Here is a 15,477-nt window from a genome sequence, read left to right on the forward strand (position 1 = left end):
GCCCGGCGCCGCCCACGCGCCACACGGCCACCTCCGGGTCGTCCTGGCCGGCGCTGAGCAGCGTCGCCCCGCCCCGCCCGAAGGCCAGGGAGGCAACCTGGCTGTCGTGGGCGGGAAAGACGGTCCGCGGGCGATCGTCCGCCGCCGGGGCGCCCGTGCCACCGAGGCCGGCGCCGAGGTTCCACAGGGTGATCGCACCGTCGTCGTCGCCCACGGCGAGCTGGTCGCCGTCGGGGCTGAGGGCGAGGGCGGTGGGGGTGCCCGTGGGCCGCAGGGCACCCACCCGGTCCGGATGGTCCGGGTCGGTGATGGTCCGGACCTCGACCATGCCGGCCGCCGTGACCTGCGCAATCCTGTCGCCGGCCGCGGTGGCGGCCAGGGGGATCAGGCCGGTGGCCGGTAGGGCCACGGTGCGCCCCGGGCGTGCCAGTCCCGGCGTGGCGATGTTGGAGGTGCGCAGCACCCCGGTTCTGGTGGCGGTGACGAGGTCCCCGGTGGTGGGCACGAAGGCCAACGCGCCGATCGCGTCGGCATGCTCGATGGAGACGGCCCGGGGTTGTGGCGTCCCCGTGCCTCGAACATCCCAGAGCCGGACCGAGCCCTCTTCCGTACCGGTCGCCAGACTGGCGCCGGTGAGGTCGAAGGCCAGGGTGTCGATGAGGCCGGCCGGGTCGTCGAATGTCATCGACGGCCTGGCCCCCGGGGTGGGTAGGTGGCCGGTGTCCCAGATCCGGACGACGCCGTCCACGTCGCCGGCGGCGAGCCGGGCACCGTCGGGGCTGAAGGCGAGGATCACCGTCGCAGGGTCGCTGTCGATCACGACACCCCGGTCGCCCCCGTCGATGTCGCGGTCCGTGTCGCCGGCCGTGTCCGTGTCGCCGTCGGCCTCGGCGACGCAGTCGGCTCCGACTGCGCCGACGCCGGGGGCGGCCCTACCGGCCGCGCGGGCGCGGTCGTCGAGGCTGGCCAGCAGCCGGCCGGGGCTGCGGGCATCCCAGATCCGGATGATGGCGTCCTCGCCGCTGGTCACCAGGGCCGCGCCGGTGGGGCTGAAGGCGACGGCGGACACCGCGCCGCAGTGGCCGTACACCTGCCCGGCGAGGGTGGGTGGGTCGTGGCCGCCGCCCGTACTCCAGATCTCGACGGTCCCGTCCGAGCCGCCCACGGCCAGAGTGCTGCCGTCCGGGCTGAGCGCCAACACCGGAGCGTCCGCCACGTCCCGGCCGGGGGCGACGGGCAGCGCGGTCCGCCGCGGTGAGCCTGCGCGGGAGATGTCCCAGACGGTGACCGTCCCGTCGTCGGCGCCGGTCGCGACCAGGGCGCCGCGCGCGCTGACGGCGGCCGTGGACACCGGGTCGGAGTGGCCTGCCAGCACGTCGCGGCGCCGCGGCGGGTCCGTCGCCGAGCCCACCGTCCAGACGGCCGCGGTCGTCGACGCCGCGGTCACCGCGTAGAGGGCGCCGGGTGCCTGCGCGGTGACCCTGGCGACGGTGAGCAGGCGCTCGTCCAGGTCCACCTCGACCGGCATGCCGAGGACCCCGAACAGCGCCCGGCGAGCCTGCGCCGTGGGTTTCATCCGCCAGGCGAGCACGGCCAGCTGTCGGGCCAGAGTCGGGTTGGTCTCGCGCATGGCCAGGGCATCCGCGGCAAGCTGCCGGGAGACGGCCAGGTGTCGCTGGTCCCGCTCCCCTCGGCCCTTCGCGCTTCCGTACACGGCCGCCCCGGCCGCGATCAGGGCGACGACCACCAGGGCCACCACCACCCGGCGCTGATTGCGGATGGTGGTGCGCTCGCGGGCACGGCGGCGCTTCTCGGCCACCTGCTCGACCCGCTCACGTTCGACGCAGGCCCCGAGAAAGGCGGTGGCAAGCCCGCCGCTGTCGTCGGCAGGAGCGGCGGCGAGGCGTTCCCGGGTGGTGGTCAGGCGCGCACCACGGTAGAGCCGGGAGTCCTCGCGGCCGGTCCGGTCCCATTCCTCGGCATCGGCGACAAGCTGGTCACGGGTGCGCAGCCACGCCCGGTTGTCCTCGATCCAGCCGCGCAGCCGCGGCCATTCCCGGGTGAGCGCCTCGTGCACGATCCACACGGACTCGTCGTCCACAAGCAGCAGTCGGCCGGCGACCAGGGCGTCCAGCGCCCGTGTCCCGCACGGCGGCAGGCCGGCCACCAGATCCGCCCGGCCCAGGCGCCGTCGGGCGGGACTCAGGTCCGCGCGCACCACGACCAGGCGCAGGAAGATCCGGTGGGCCTCCCCTCGAGCCTCGGCGTCCAGGGCGCCGAAGGTCGACTCGGCTCTGGCCGCGATCGCTCCCTCGACCCCGCCGACGGCCCGGTACGCCTTGAAGGTCAGCGACCACCCACCCCCGGACGCCGCCCACGCCTCGCGCAGCGCGTGGGAGAGCATCGGGAGGGCGTCGGCCTCCCCACCTCGGCCGAGGTCGTGCACGATCTGCTCCGACAGGCCGCTGTCGAGCTGTATTCCGACGGCCGCCGCCGGACCAGTGATCGTCGCCAGCAGCTCCGCCCTGCTCATCGGACTGACGACAACCTGGTTGCGGCTCAGCAGGAGGGCCAGCTCCGGGTACGCGGTGCACTGGGAGTAGAAGTCGGCGCGCACGCCCAACACCACCGTCAACCGGACTGGCCGTGGCTCGTCCGGCCACGCCGGCCCGTCCGGCCCGGCGAACCAGGCACCGTCACCGAGGGCGCACACTGCTCGGACGAACGCCTGCCGCGCCGCCAGATCCTCACACAGGGTGAACAGCTCTTCGAACTGATCCACGACGAGCAGGCCGGGCCGCGCCGCCGAGGTCCGGCCGGCCCGCCTCATCAACCGCCACCCTCGGGTGAGGGTGGGCGTCACCTGTGGCCGTTCGCCGTTGTCCGGCGCGTCGCTGGACGATCCCGGCGCCTCGTCCGCCGCACACGCCTGCCGCAGAGATGCCGGCGTCGTGCCCGCCAGTGACGCCAGCCGTTCGGTCAGAGCACCCAGCGGGTCCGGCCCCGGCGTCAGCGTGACCACGATCGGCCCGGATGCGGCGGGGAAGGCCTGCGCAGCACCGGCCGGTCCGGCGAGCCACCTGGTCTCCTGTTCGAACAGGGGGACCACCCGCGCGTTCAGCAGCGACGACTTGCCGCTGCCGGACGCCGCCGACCACGGCGAGCAGCCCCACCGGCCCTGTGGCGGCATCCTCGGCCGGGAAGAGCCGTTCCCGAATCTCGTCCAGCAGGCCGTCACGGCCGAAGAACAGGCCGGCCTCGCCGCCGGTGTAGGGGGCGAGGCCCGGCCACGGACACCGCGGCGCCGGGGCAGCCGCCTCCGCCCCGGCGCGTGCCCGGCCGGCGGATATCCGGGGTCGGTGCCTCGCGGAGCGTGCCAGATGGATCAGTCCCTGCCGGGCGTGCAGGTCGAATCGGTGCGTCCACTTGTCGACGATGATCGTCGTCCGGACCGCGCCGGCGGCGTCTCGGCAGGCCGCGTCGACGGCGACCCACCACGCCTCGTCCTGGGCGGGGCGCGAGAGGATCACGATGACCGGGACGTTGCTCTCCAGCCACGGCTCGACGTCAGCTCTGTCGAGATGGAACGTGAACCGATCCGGGGTCTCGGATCGGAAGGCGCTGCGCGCCTTGCTCTGGACGTGCAGCGTCAGGCTCAGCGTCTCGCCATTGTCCGGGTCGTACAGCTCGATGTGGCCGTCGATACCGTGATCGATGCGGTGCGGCTGGAAGATGAACCCCATCTCCAGGCAACGCCTGGAGATCAGCGAGATGCCCTCCTCGCCGAGGATCTCTTCGCGCGACAGCTTCTTGCGCCGCGGCGCGGTCACCGGGACCACCCACGGACATCATCAACCACAGCAGTAGATAACTAGCTCGACCGGGCCATGTCCAGAGCCACCAGATTGTCCCGTCCAACCTCCCTACTAGCCCCAAGGAGCAATAGACATGCTCCTACGGGAGCGCCCCTTGGTCGTTCGCAGCCCTTGGATCACGGACCGATCCGGTCGACCATGCGGTGGGCCGGTCGCCGCCCCCCGGGGATGGCACCCAGGTCGCGGTCCGCCTCCGGCAGCGGGGCGGACGGGACCGGGGCGGACGGGACCGGGGCGGACGGGACCGGGGCGGGGCTTCGCAGGGCGGCGGGTAGCGGGTCGGCGTGGATGACGGTCAGGTCGCTGACGGCCCGGGTGAGGACGACGTAGAGGCGGCGTAGGCCCAGGCGGGGATGGGGTTCGCCGGCGATGATCGTCGCCGGTTCGACGGCGATCACCTGGTCGAACTCCAGCCCCTTGGCCAGGGAGGCGGGCACGAGGCAGGCCCGCGACGGCGTGCTGTCGGCGCCGAGTTCGTCGACGGCCAGGTCGGCGGCGCGCAGGGCTTCGGCGAGGGCGGGGAGGTCGGCGTCGGCGGCGATGACCGCGAACGAGCCGGTGGCGGCCCGGGCGCGGGCGACCTGGGCGGTGACGGTGGCGGCCACGTCCGCGGTGGGCAGTAGCGTCAGCGCGCCAGGGGTGGTGCGCGCGGAGGTGGGGACGGCCAGTTCAGCGGCGATGTGGGGCAGCAGGCGGCCGGCGAAGCCGAGGATCTCCGCGGGAACTCGGTAGCCGCGGGTGAGGACCTCCAGGTGGGCGTCGGGCCGGCCGAGGTGAGTCAGCTGCGCCGACCAGGAGGTGGCCGCCCACGGGGTGGTGCCCTGGGCGAGGTCGCCAAGGACGGTGAGCGAGCCGTCGGCGCAGCGCCGGGCCAGCGCCCGGCACTGCATCGGGGAGAGGTCCTGCGCCTCGTCGACGATCAGATGGCCGAAGCCGACGGTGCCGTCGATAAGGTCCCGGGCCTCGTCGATGCAGAACACGTCGGCGGGTGACCAGCGGGCCGTGCGGGCCCCGCCGGGCGGTGCGGCGGCCAGCAGCGTCCGCTGTTCGTCGGCGTCGAGAATGCCGTCGGCGGCGCGGGCGAGCAGGTGCGGGTCGGTGAGCAGGCGGCGGACCAGCGTCGCCGCGTCCGCCTTCGGCCAGGCCGCCTCGACGGTGCCCTGCACCGCCCGGCTGCGGGCGAGGGTGCGGACCGCGCCGTCGGTGAGGTAGTGGCCGCCCGCCTCGGCCCGCACGCGCAGGGCGTTCGCGAGCCGGCCGGCGAGCCGCTCACGTCCGATGGCGTAGCGGAAGGTGCCGGCGGCCAGGCCGCCCGCGGCGTCGGCGAACAGGCCGGCGAACTCCTCCTCCCCGACCGTCCACCGGCCGATCCTGGTCACGACGGTGACTGGCCCAGTCGGCGGGTACAGCCCGTCGTGCAGGGCGCGGCGCAGCACGGTCGCCATCCGGACGTCGCCCTTGAGGCTGGCCGCGTCGATGGTGTCCGTGCCGGCGGCGGTGACGTCGTCGAGGAGATCTGCCAGCGTGCTGTGGCGGACGGTGAACTCACCGAGCGCAGGCAGGACCGCGGCGATGTAGCCGAGGAACGCCCGGTTCGGCCCGACGACGAGCACCCCCGCCCGGGCGAGCCGCTCGCGGTGAGTGAACAGCAGGTAGGCGGCGCGGTGCAGGCCGACCGCGGTCTTACCGGTTCCCGGCGCCCCCTGGACGCACACGCTCACCGCCAGATCGGCGCGGACGATCTCGTCCTGCTCGGGCTGGATCGTGGCGACGATGTCGCGCATCGGCCCGGACCGTGGCCGCTCGATCTCCCGTTCGAGCAGCCCACCGGCCGCCGGCGCGGTGCCCGGCGCGATGCCGGCGGCCGCATCGACCGGCCCGGCGACGGTGCCGACGAACCCGGCGACGGCCTCGTCAGAGCCGACCGCGGCTCCCGGCGGCACCGATGCGCCGGTGGCGACGGCCACGGGAGTCGCTGCGGGGCCGGTGAGCGGCTCGTCCTCGAAGGCGGTGAGCTCGGGACCGTCGTAGCCGAAGCGTCGCCGCCGCAGCACGCCCATCGGGTCGCCGCGGTGGGCCCGGTAGAACGGCCGGGCGACGTCGGTGCGCCAGTCGACGACCAGCGGGTCGTCGCCGGCCGACTCGCGCACGTGCCGGCGCCCGAGGTAGAAGCGGTGCCCCGCTGCCTCCGCTGCCCCGGCGGCCTCGCAGGTCCCGGAGGCTCCCGGTGCGCCGGAGATGCCGCGTTCCTCGGACCCGCCACTGCCATCGCGCGCCTCTCGGGCATCGAGGGCGTAGTCGAGGCGGGCGAAGAACAGCGGCGCCGTCCCCTCGCCGTCGGCGAGACCGGCGATCCGGCGCTTCCTGGCGATCCGCAGAAACTCGATCGTCACCTTGTCGTCGACCGGGTCGCCGCCGGCAACCTGCGTGCCCTCGGCCTCGGCCCGCATACCCGCCAGCGCCGCGCGACCCCGCCGCAGGTAGTCACGCTCAGCCTCCAGCTCGGCCCGCCCCGGGTCCTCGGCCCGCCCCCCGGCATCGGTACGCCCCGTGGCCGCCGCATGCACGGCAGCCTCGGCTCCGTCCGCAGCCACCGCCTCCGCTGCCGGCTCCCCCTCGTCCGCCTTCGCCGTCCCTGCCTCGACACACCTCCTCGCCTCGACATCGGGCTCTGGCTCGGCGTTCCGTCCGACGCCCCGACGCGCAGTCCCCACCACGACCCCTTTCTTAACCCGGTAAAGACTACGCGACACTCGACACCCTCGGCGGCGCCACGAACGCCGGCCGTGGGGGCGGCGACCTCGCCCGCGCCACGCCGCCCGCCGGCGCCCCTTGCGATTGCGTCGGCAACTGCAGGAGGTTGATGACGCCGGGGGCCGCGCGCGCGGTCCACAACCCCCTGCATCTGCTGAGCACCGTCCGACCGGGACGACCGCCAGCCGATCCGCATACCGCGCATGATCCTTGGCGCCCGACAGCGCTTTCGGCCAAACCCGACCTAGATGATCATGGTGTTCCGCGGAACCGCGTCACGCCCCCCGGGCACGGACTCGACGTCCGCGACAGCACCGACGTCCGCGGCACTCCCGACGACCCGACGACCCGACGACCCGACGACCCGCCTCCAGCCTTACCTTCACGTTGCGTGGCATCGCCCGGGGTGCTGGGTGGCGGTGGAGGATCGGGCGGTGCGGTTGCGGCGGCGGAATCCGCCGGGGGACGCGGGCACCCGAGGCGAGGAGACCGGCGGGCACGCGAGGCGAGGGAGGCGGATGCATGGCGCGCAGAGCGCTGGGTGGGACGTGGCGCGTCCAGGACCGGCTGATCAGGCTGCCCGTGACGATCACGGATGCGCGGGCCGCCGTCGCGGTCTTCCGGTCCGATCCGGCCGCGGTTCGCGGGATGCTGACGGGTACCGGCCTCACCCCGTGGACCGTCGCGGGACGCGCCGTGGCGGTGTTGGGTGTCGTCCGCTACGGACCGTGGGTGCTCGGCAGCTACGACGAGGTCGGGGTCGGGGTCGCCGTGCGGGGCCCGGGTGGGCGGCGTGGCCTGCACCTGGTCGACCTGCCGGTGACCGGAGCGTTCACCCGCGACGCCGGCCGGGCGATCTGGTCGCTGCCGAAATGGCTGATGTCCGCCGAGGTGGACCTCACCGACCACACGACGTCGGTCACGATCGCCACCGGCACCGCCACCGAGCCGGCCGCCCCGCGGCACATCCCCACGCCGGCCCCGAACCGCGCATCGGACGGCGACGGCGACGGTGCGGACGGGCGGTTCGTGCTGCGGGCCCGCCTGGAGGTGGGTGGCGTACGGGTGCCGTTCCCGGTGCCCGGGCGTATCCCGCTGTGGTGCGTGCTGCCGGACGGCCCACGGGCGGGGGTCCTGCTGCGCGGAACGATGCCGGTGCGGTTGCACGGCGTCCGCCTGGGCCGGGGTCGGACGCGGGTGGAGCTGGGGAGCCATCCGATGGCCGGGCGGATGGCCGCGCTGGGGATGACCGGCCGGCCCCTGCTGACCGTGACAGCCTCCCGCCTGCGCGGCGAGCTGGGCGTCTTCACCGGGGTCGGTGGCGTGGATCAGGCGTAGTCGGGCAGGGCGCGGCGCAGGGCGTCGAGGGCCCGCCGGGTCGCCGCGACCGCCGTCGGATGGCGCGCGGTGACGTCCTCGCCGGCGCGCAGCCGCGCCCAGTTCTCCCGGGCCAGGACCCGCTGCACGGCGATGATCTGGGCGGCGGCGAGCCGGGCGGCGAGGTCACCGGCCTGCGGCGCGGCCTCGGTGAGCGCGTCGGCGAGGTCGTGCTCGTCCTGGCCGGCGTACTGGGCAACCCGGCCGAGCAGGCTCGGGGTCTCGAACACCATGGCGTGGAAGGCGAGCACCTCGGGGTGGTCGTTGAGGCCGGTGACGGGCTCGCGCCGGTCGAGGCCGGCGAGCAGGTGCGCCCGCAGCGCGGTCAGCGGCGCCACCCCGGGCGCCCGGGCGCGCACCACCCGGGCCGCCTCGCCGCGGTGATCGAGGATCCGGTGCAGGACGAGGTCTTCCTTGGTGGGGAAGTAGGCGAACAGGGTCGGCTTGGACACCCCGGCCGCCGCCGCGATCTCGGCGACGGAGACGTCGTCGAAGCCCCGTTCGAGAAACAGGGTGATCGCCGCGGCGGACAGCGCGTCATGGATGCGTCGCCGGCGCAGCGCCCGCAGCCCGGTCGGTTCGCCTGCGCGCAGCCCGGTGGATTCGTCCGCGCGTAGCCCGGTGGGTTCGCCCGGGCCCGGCATCGGGATGTCCCGGGGTCAGGCGACGTGGACGAAGGGTCGGCGGTCGGGGTCGGGTTCGGCCTCGCGCAGTACCTCGCGGGTGACGGTGGCGACCTCACCGGCGCCGAAGAACAGGAACCGCAGGAAGTTCACGATCGGGTTGCCCTCGCTCCACTCGAAGTACACGTTCGGTCGCATGCCCGTGGTGTCGCGCAGGTGCAGCAGCAGTGCGGCGATCGCGTTGGGTACGGACGTGCTGGTCAGGCGCAGGATCCGGTAGCCGTGGCGGTCCTCGCCGCAGACGTCGAGCTCGCCTTCGAACTCGGAGGAGTCCGGGATGCTGACCTCGAGGAACAGCAACGGGAAGTGCTCGGGCACGAACAGCTCCTGCCGGGCCTTGCGGACCTTGTCGGCGTACTCGGCGGCGTCGCCGGCGTCGAGCTCGTTGGCGACCAGGTGCAGCGAGCCGGCCTCGGTGGACTCGCGGACCCACCGCTCGGCGAGGGGGTCCAGGCGCACCCCGGTGACGCGCAGCTCGAACGAGCGGGCCACCCGGGAGGAGAAGGACACGACGATGATCGCGATGATGAAGATCGAGCCGATGATGAGCCCGTCGGGCCGTTCGATGATGTTCGCGATCGTCGTGTAGACGAACACGACCGCGATGGCGCCGAAGGCGATCGCGAGCCGGCGCCGGCCGCGGCGCAGGGTGGACAGCGTCACCGCGAGCGCGGCCGAGGTGATCAGGACGAGCACGCCGGTGGCGTAGGCGCCGCCCTGCTTGTCGACGCTGGCCCGGAAGACGATCGTGACGAGGAACCCGATGAGGGTGAAGACGATGACCAGCGGTCGCACGGCGCGCGCCCAGGTCGGCGCCATCCCGTAGCGGGGCAGGTAGCGGGGGACGAGGTTGAGCAGGCCGGCCATGGCCGAGGCGCCGGCGAACCAGAGGATCAGGATCGTGCTGACGTCGTAGACGGTGCCGAAGGCCGCGCCGAGCTGTTCGTGGGCCAGGTAGGCCAGGGCGCGCCCGTTGGCCGGCCCGCCGGGTTCGAACTCCTTCTCCGGGATGAGCAGCGTCGTGCTCAGGCTGCTGGTGATGAGGAACACCGCCATGATCGCCGCTGCGGTGGTCAGCAGCGTGCGGGCGCCGCGGATGCGGCCGGCGGGGTTGTCCTCGCTGTCGCCGGGATCGCCGCGGACCAGCGGCATCACCGCGACGCCGGTCTCGAAGCCGGACAGGCCCAGCGCCAGTTTCGGGAAGACGATGAGCGCGAAGCCGACCAGGGCGAGGGGGTCGGGATGTTCGTTGACGAGCAGCGCGTGCCAGTCGCTGAACAGGTGCGGATGGCTCACGATCTTGATCAGTGCGTCGACGATGACGACCGCGTTGAGGCTCAGGTAGATCGCGACGAGCACGACGGCGATGCCGACGGCCTCGGTGAACCCACGCAGGAACACCCCGCCGAGCAGGGCGAGCAGCACGAGGGTGACGGCGACCTGATGACCTTCCAGCGCGTGCGGCGCGTAGGGGTTCTCCAGGATGTGGGCGGTGGCGTCGGCGCCGGACAGGGTGATCGTGATGAGGAAGTCGGTGCAGGCGAACCCGAGCAGCACCAGGACGAGGACCTTGCCCTTCCACCAGGACAGTTCCTTCTCCAGCATGGCGATGGAGCCCTCGCCGTGCGGGCTGTCCCGGGCGACCTGCCGGTAGACCGGCAGCGCGCCGACGAGGGTCACCAGCACCAGCACCGCCGTCGCGATCGGGCTGACGGCGCCGGCGGCGAGCGCGGCGATGCCCGGCTGGTAGCCGAGGGTGGAGAAGTAGTCGACACCGGTCAGGCACATCACCCGCCACCAGGGGTGCAGCCGGTGCTCCTCGGTGGGTTGGGCGTGCGGGCCGGAGTGCTGCTGGGCCTGCTCGGTGCCGGCCAGCAGCCACGCCCGCAGGCGCCGCGGGCCGGCCGGTCGCCGTGCCGGTTCGGCTTCGGTCGTCGGGGTCACGGAGCAGCGCACCTTCCAGCCGATGGGGGCATGCCGAGCATCCTCCCCCGTGTCCCCGACCGGCACCCGCCCCCGGCTCGCCCGGGCGCGCTGCGGCCCCGGCTCCGGACGGACCACGGCCTGGGACGGACCATGGCCTGGGACGGACCATGGCCCCCCGCCCCGGACGGGCTCAGGTGCCGGTGCCGCCGAGGGCGGACAGGACGCTGCGGCCGAGGACGCGGGCCAGGCGCTGCAGCGGCCAGCCCTTGGACTCCCGCAGGTCGACGATGACCCGCTCGTCGAACATCGTGCTCCAGACGAGGACGGCGTACTCGACGTCCTGGTCGGGCAGCTCCCCGTGCTCGATGAGGTCGCGCACGATCGGCTCGAGGGCGGCGTAGAGCGCGCCGGTGGGCTCGTCGCCGAGGTGGACGCGCTCCAGGAAGCCCCGCCAGCTGCGGATGTGCACCGCCGCCGGGCCCCAGTCCGCGGCCTGCTCGGCCCACCGTTCGCAGGCGGCGTCGAAGCGTCGCCGCGGGGTCCAGGTGGGCGGCACCGACTGCAGCCGGTCGGTGAGCCGGCCGGTGAGCTGCAGGAGGAACTCGCGGTGCGCGTCGTGGATGGTCTCGAAGTGCCGGTAGGCCGTGGCGGTGGCCACGCCGCCGCGGCGGGCGAGTTCGGGCAGGCCGAAGGTGGGGCCGGACTCGGCGAGTAGTTCGCCGACCGCGGCCAGCAGCCGGTCGCGGGTCTCCTGGGTGTCCCGCCGCAGTCCCGGTCTCGGACCCGCCATCCGCTCCCCCTCGCGCCGTCGATGCGCACCTCCGTCGATGCGCACCGCCATCAATGTTAACCCATTACCTGGGAAGTTAATCTCATGTTTCGCGCCTTGACAGCCATCCGGGCCCACCCCAAGACTTTGGGAACACGCGAAGATCTTCCCATGTCCGCGAGGAGATCGTCGGATCAATCCCTTTCCCCGCTTCCCGAAAGTGATGTCACATGGCCGTTACCGCATTGACACCCGGGCCCCGCGCCCACGGCCGGCGCGGCGGCCGCGTTCTCGCGCCGGCCGTCGCCTCCTGCCTGGCCGCGGCGATCTCCCTGGCAGCCTGCGGTTCCTCCGGCGGCGACGGCTCCCCCACGGGCGCCGGCGCCTCCTCCGCCGCCACCGCGAAGACGGTGCACGTGGGCGTGCTCCAGCTCGCCAGCGCGACCGTCATCGACCAGACCGTGGCCGCTTTCGAGCAGGAACTGAAAACGAAACTCGCCCCCCGCCCGGTCAGTTTCGACGTGAAGAACGCCCAGGGTGACCAGAGCCTCATCAGCAGCATCTCCCGCGGGTTCGCACAGTCGGACTCCGACGGCGTCGCCGTCATCGGCACCCCCGCCGTGGTCGCCCTGGCACAGCAGACCGAGGCCAAGCCCATCTTTGCCCTGGCGATGGGCGACCCGGTCGGCGCGAAGGTCGCCGAGAGTCTCGACCGGCCCGGCAAGAATGTCACCGGTAGCGTCGACTACGTCGATCCGGCCGTGCTGCTCCAGTCGATCATGAAGATCGCGCCGGCACCGAAGCGCATCGGGACGATCTACGACCCGTCCAACCAGAACATGCAGGTCTGGATCAAGGCGTTGCGCGCCGCGGTGGCGAAGTATCCCGGGGTGAGCGTGGTGGAGTCGACCATCTCCGGGGCCCAGGACGTGCCCAGCGCCGCGCGCAGCCTCACCGGGCGGGTCGACGCCGAGCTCATCGGCCCCGACGCCACCGTGCTGTCCGCGCTGCCCGTCGTCGGTTCGGCCGCGGCCGGCGGGAAGCTGCCGGTCTACGTCGTCGGCGGGGACGCCACCGTCACGGGCATCCTGGCCAGCATCGGCCCGGACTATCCGACGCTCGGCCGGCTGGCCGCCGACGCCGCCGCGAAGGTGCTGACGGGCACGCCCGCGGCCGAGGTCCCCTTCGGCCAGCCGTCGGGCGTCGGGTTCACCGTCCAGAAGGCCACCATGACCAAGCTCGGGATCACCCTGCCGGCGGACCTGCTGAGCGCGGCGACGGTGCAGTGATGATCCAGGTCCTGCTGGACATGCTCGTCACCGGCCTGCCGCTGGTGCCGGTGTTCCTCGGCATCTACACCGTCTTCCGGCTGCGCGCGGACTTCGACCTCACCGTCGAGGGCAGCTTCGTCCTCGGCGGCGCGGTGTGCGCGCTCACGCTGGTGCACGGCTGGCCGAGCTGGCTCGCCCTGCTGGCGGGCATGGCCGGCGCGGCCGCCGCCGGTGCCGTCACCGCGCTGATCCACCTGCTGCTGCGGGTGCCGGTGCTGCTCGCCGGCCTGGTGATGAGCATCGGGCTGTTCAGCGTGAACCTGCACGTGCTCGACACGCCCACGCTGAGCCTCGGCACCGAGGGCACCCTGTTCAGCGGTTTCGGCTCGCTGTCCGGCCGCCAGGCCGACCTGGCCACGTCCGGGGTGATGGCCGGCGTGGTCGCCGTGGTGCTCGTCGCCTTCGGCCTGTTCCTGCGCACCGAGCTGGGACTGGCGCTGCGGGCCACCGGCGTCAACGCGCGGATGGCCCGCAGCCAGGGCGTCAACGACCGCCGTCTCACCGTGCTGGCGCTCGTGCTCGCCAACGGCCTGGCCGGGCTCGGGGCGAGCCTGGCCGTGCAGTACCAGGGCTACGCCGACGTCAACATGGGCGGGGGCACCTTCGTCGCCGGGGTCGGGGCGGTGCTGCTCGGCGAGCTGTTCGTCCGGCCGTCGGGGTCGAAGCTGGTGCGCATCGTCGGCTGCGTGCTGGTCGGCACGCTGGCCTACCGGCTGGTCCTCGTCGGCGCGCTGCGGGTGGGGCTGCCCGCGGGCGACCTGCGGGGGGTCACCGCGCTGACCCTGCTCGTGGCGATCGCGGCCGAGCGCTACCTCGGCGCGCTCGGCGGCCTGACCCGCACCCTCGCCCGCACCGCCCGTTCGGCCCGCACCCCGATCCGGCAGGAGGCCGCCTGATGCTCCGACTGGACGACATCGACCTGATCTACAACGCCGGCCGGGTCGACGAGGTGGTGGCGCTGCGCAATCTCAGCGTCACCTTCGAACGGGGGCAGTTCGTGACGATCGTCGGCACGAACGGCGCCGGGAAGTCGAGCCTGATCCAGACGATCTCCGGTGCGGCCCGCCCGACCCGCGGCCGGGTCCACCTCGACGGGCGCGATGTCACCCGGCTGCCCGACCACCGCCGCGCCGGCTGGATCGCCCGGGTCTTCGACGATCCCCGGGCGGGCACCGCGCCGGAGCTGTCCATCGAGGACAACCTGGCGCTGGCGATGGCCCGCGGGCGGGCGCGCGGGCTGCGGTTCGCCGTGACCGCCCGGCGCCGCGCCGTCATGCGCGAGCACGTCGCCGGCCTGGGTCTCGGGCTGGAGAACCGGCTCGCCGACCGCGTCGGGCTGCTCTCGGCGGGCCAGCGCCAGAGTCTGACGATGGTGATGGCCGCCCTGAGCGCGCCGTCGGTGCTGCTCCTCGACGAGCACCTGGCGGCGCTGGATCCCGGGACGACGGCGACGGTGCTCGCGCTGACCACCGAGCTGGTGCGCGAGCTGGGTGCCACCACGGTGATGGTCACCCACAACATGGATCACGCGCTCGCCCTGGGCGACCGGCTGCTGGTGATGAGCCGGGGCCGGGTGATCGCGGACTACGACGGGACGGAGAAGTCCGAGATGACGGTAGGCGGGCTGATCGACAGGATCACCGGCGCCGGCGACGCGGTGAGCGACCGCAGCGCGCTGATCGAGAAGGTCGCCTGATGGCCGCCGCGGCGGGAGTCGGGCAGGCCGAGGCCGGACCGGCGGGAATCGAGCCGGCGGGGATCGAGCCGGCGGGGATCGAGCCGGCGGGGATCGAGCCGGCGGGGATCGAGTCCGCGGGGGCCCGGTCGGACGGCGTCAGGTCAGCGGGGGCCGAGGGGGGCGATCCGATCGCCGGACGGTTCCCGACGCTGACGGAGATCCGCGCGGCGGCGCAGGCGGTGCTGCCCCGCGACGTGTGGGACTTCCTCGCCGGCGGCGCCGGGCAGGAGACGACGCTGCGGGCCAACCGCGACGCGTTCGACGGCTGGCAGTTCCGCCCCCGGGTCATGGGCGGCCACCCGGTGCCGTCGACGGCCACCACCGTGCTCGGCCTGCCGATGCGCCTACCGGTCCTGACCGCACCGTTCGGCACCGACGGGTTCTTCGACCCCGAGGGCCACCTCGCCGTGGCCCGCGCGAACGCCCGGAGCGGGACGTTGAGCATCGTGCCCGAGGCGGGCACCCACTCGATCGAGAGCGTCGCCCAGGCCGCCCCGGCCGCGGCGCGCGTGGCGCAGCTGCATCCCATGGGCAGCGAAGCCAACTTCGTGCGCATGCTGGAGCGGATCGAACGCGCCGGCTACGCGGCCGTGTGCGTGACCGTCGACTGCCCGACCGCCGGCTGGCGCGAGCGCAACCTGCGCAACCGTTTCACCGTCGACCTACGGATGATCACCGGCAACTACCCGCCGGGCGGCGACGTCGCGGCCCAGGACGTCTTCGGCCAGCTCTTCGCCCGCGACGAACCGGTCTGGACCTGGGACCGGCTGGCCAGGCTGATGCGCCACACCGACCTGCCGTGGATCGCGAAGGGCATCCTCACCGCGCAGGACACCCGCGCCGCCATCGACGCCGGCGCCGGCGCCGTGCTCGTGTCCAACCACGGCGGGCGCCAGCTCGACGGCACGCCGCCCGCGCTCGACCAGCTCCCCGAGGTCGTCGCCGCCGCCGACGGCCGCGCCGAGGTCCTGCTCGACAGCGGGGTGCGTTCGGGAACGGACGTCGTGAAGGCCCTCGCCCTCGG

10 protein-coding genes and 1 pseudogene are annotated in these 15,477 nt (G+C 73.8%); 5 read left to right on the forward strand and 6 right to left on the reverse strand.

What is annotated here, in order from left to right:
- The 3 genes and pseudogenes from ND748_RS11975 to ND748_RS11985 form a co-directional block, all read right to left on the reverse strand.
- Positions 1 to 3,190 (reverse strand): WD40 repeat domain-containing protein (locus ND748_RS11975; RefSeq protein ID WP_251745822.1); only part of this gene is annotated, 3,190 nt, incomplete at its 3' end.
- Between the two features lie 250 nt (positions 3,191 to 3,440).
- Positions 3,441 to 3,743, reverse strand: a pseudogene (locus ND748_RS35015) (DUF4365 domain-containing protein); the annotation flags it as partial.
- Positions 3,744 to 3,991: 248 nt separating this feature from the next.
- Positions 3,992 to 6,325: an ATP-binding protein gene (locus tag ND748_RS11985; protein WP_374215901.1), complete on the reverse strand. Its 2,334-nt coding sequence runs from the start codon at positions 6,323 to 6,325 to the stop codon at positions 3,992 to 3,994.
- Between the two features lie 826 nt (positions 6,326 to 7,151).
- Here ND748_RS11985 and ND748_RS11990 point away from each other — a divergent pair.
- Positions 7,152 to 7,967, forward strand: a complete 816-nt coding sequence (locus ND748_RS11990) for an acetoacetate decarboxylase family protein (RefSeq protein WP_251745827.1) — start codon at positions 7,152 to 7,154, stop codon at positions 7,965 to 7,967.
- Here ND748_RS11990 and ND748_RS11995 read toward each other — a convergent pair.
- The 3 genes from ND748_RS11995 to ND748_RS12005 all read right to left on the reverse strand — a co-directional run bounded on the left by ND748_RS11995 (position 7,958) and on the right by ND748_RS12005 (position 11,405).
- The gene (locus ND748_RS11995; RefSeq protein ID WP_251745829.1) at positions 7,958 to 8,650 is read right to left on the reverse strand and encodes a TetR/AcrR family transcriptional regulator; all 693 of its coding nucleotides are present in this window, start codon (positions 8,648 to 8,650) and stop codon (positions 7,958 to 7,960) included. The two genes, ND748_RS11990 and ND748_RS11995, sit on opposite strands and share 10 nt — an antisense overlap.
- Before the next feature lie 15 nt (positions 8,651 to 8,665).
- Positions 8,666 to 10,633, reverse strand: a complete 1,968-nt coding sequence (locus tag ND748_RS12000) for an MFS transporter (protein ID WP_251745831.1) — start codon at positions 10,631 to 10,633, stop codon at positions 8,666 to 8,668.
- A 172-nt stretch (positions 10,634 to 10,805) separates the two neighbouring features.
- Positions 10,806 to 11,405, reverse strand: a complete 600-nt coding sequence (locus tag ND748_RS12005) for a TetR/AcrR family transcriptional regulator (protein ID WP_251745832.1) — start codon at positions 11,403 to 11,405, stop codon at positions 10,806 to 10,808.
- Between the two features lie 209 nt (positions 11,406 to 11,614).
- Here ND748_RS12005 and ND748_RS12010 point away from each other — a divergent pair, with 209 nt between their 5' ends.
- The 4 genes from ND748_RS12010 to ND748_RS12025 all read left to right on the forward strand — a co-directional run.
- On the forward strand, positions 11,615 to 12,673 hold the full coding sequence (locus ND748_RS12010; RefSeq protein ID WP_251745834.1) for an ABC transporter substrate-binding protein: 1,059 nt from the start codon (positions 11,615 to 11,617) through the stop codon (positions 12,671 to 12,673).
- On the forward strand, positions 12,673 to 13,611 hold the full coding sequence (locus ND748_RS12015) for an ABC transporter permease (protein WP_251745836.1): 939 nt from the start codon (positions 12,673 to 12,675) through the stop codon (positions 13,609 to 13,611). The genes ND748_RS12010 and ND748_RS12015 overlap by 1 nt, the downstream gene beginning before the upstream one ends.
- The gene (locus tag ND748_RS12020) at positions 13,611 to 14,411 is read left to right on the forward strand and encodes an ABC transporter ATP-binding protein (RefSeq protein ID WP_251745838.1); all 801 of its coding nucleotides are present in this window, start codon (positions 13,611 to 13,613) and stop codon (positions 14,409 to 14,411) included. The genes ND748_RS12015 and ND748_RS12020 overlap by 1 nt, the downstream gene beginning before the upstream one ends.
- A partial coding sequence (locus ND748_RS12025; RefSeq protein WP_251745840.1) for an alpha-hydroxy acid oxidase occupies positions 14,411 to 15,477 on the forward strand: 1,067 nt, incomplete at its 3' end. The genes ND748_RS12020 and ND748_RS12025, both read left to right, overlap by 1 nt.

It is taken from the genome of Frankia sp. AiPs1, from assembly GCF_023716945.1.
In the GTDB taxonomy this organism is placed as follows: domain Bacteria; phylum Actinomycetota; class Actinomycetes; order Frankiales; family Frankiaceae; genus Frankia.